General features: G+C 56.3%; 2 tRNA genes and 2 rRNA genes. All 4 read right to left on the bottom strand.

Annotated features, from left to right (window positions below):
- A 23S ribosomal RNA gene (locus ACLIRY_RS27095) occupies window positions 1-91 on the bottom strand; the annotation flags it as partial.
- A 391-nt stretch (window positions 92-482) separates the two neighbouring features.
- Window positions 483-558 (bottom strand) — tRNA-Ala (locus ACLIRY_RS27090).
- A gap of 270 nt (window positions 559-828) precedes the next feature.
- Window positions 829-905, bottom strand: a tRNA-Ile gene (locus tag ACLIRY_RS27085).
- 282 nt (window positions 906-1,187) lie between these two features.
- A 16S ribosomal RNA gene (locus ACLIRY_RS27080) occupies window positions 1,188-1,261 on the bottom strand; the annotation flags it as partial.

The following is a 1,261-nucleotide window of genomic DNA, read 5'->3' as shown; positions in this document are numbered from 1 at the left end:
CTCGGCTCCCCGTGGCTTTTCGCAGAGTGCCACGTCTTTCATCGCCTCTTAACGCCTAGGCATCCACCAGATGCCCTTCTCATACTTGAGAGACCACGCGCAGGGGACAACCCGGACCGAAATCCGAAAAGCCACCTACGCAAAACTCAACGCATGCGAAGAAATTTTTAGTCTGACCAGAAGTTCCAGATGATCACCACGGCGTCCCCTCGATGTCGTCCAAACCGAGTTACCCCGGTTCAGTTAACAGGACCCCGCTCCTATCCGGAACGTTCGAAAAAACCTCTTAACGATGTCAAACAGCAGGAAACGTGCCGGATCATCCCCTAAGGAATGCCGGAACCGATGAACTCTTTTCGTTCCATGTCGCGATTATAAACACACGGGGCGCTGCCCCGTTCCCCGCTGGGGCCTGAGGCCCCAGACCCCCATTCGGAGGAGGGATGCAGTATCCGGTAAAGTGGGATCCCCATCAAAGCACCTGGTGGAGCCAGACGGGATCGAACCGACGACCTCAAGCTTGCAAAGCTAGCGCTCTCCCAACTGAGCTATGGCCCCTTTTTTAGGTGCCTCAGACGCCGGGCGCCTCCGGCTTGGCTTACGGGCCTTGCGGCCCGGGGCCTCAATGGCCCAGTCCCCGCGCTGCGCGCGGCTCCATAAAGCAGCCTCGAAACAACCCCATATCCATGATCCAATGAACCGGACAATAGGGGACACACACCAAGCGCCCGACTGGGCGCCGCGCGAAGCGCGCCCCATCGGAGGCGTCCGCGAAGCGGACTGCCGTGAGATATCAACAAACACCATTTTCATGTGAACACATGAAAATGGTGGGCCTGGGTAGATTTGAACTACCGACCTCACGCTTATCAGGCGTGCGCTCTAACCAACTGAGCTACAGGCCCGGAAACCGCGTGTAACCGCCTCGAGCATCGAGCGGAAAAGTGGGTACCGGTTTTCCGGTCCACTCGATGCTCAATCTGTTTGATCGAAACAGTCACCATAATCGCTGAAACGAAAGAGATGGGAGGGGGGCGCCCTAATCAGGATTGGCATGCTTGGCACAAATCGTCGTCGTGATCCTGACGGATCACTCGGGATTTGTGACAGATGACCTGATCGGACTTGGTATGGTGCAAGTGAAGATGTCCAGATTGGAATAATCCAATACTAACACATCATCCTTGAAAGGAGGTGATCCAGCCGCAGGTTCCCCTACGGCTACCTTGTTACGACTTCACCCCAGTCGCTGACCCTACCG

Origin of the sequence: Rhodospirillum sp. A1_3_36 (genome assembly GCF_047263945.1) — a bacterium.
In the GTDB taxonomy this organism is placed as follows: Bacteria; Pseudomonadota; Alphaproteobacteria; order Rhodospirillales; family Rhodospirillaceae; genus Rhodospirillum.
The sequence above is the reverse complement of the archived record's forward strand: the minus strand, read 5'-3'. Positions and strand labels throughout refer to the sequence as shown.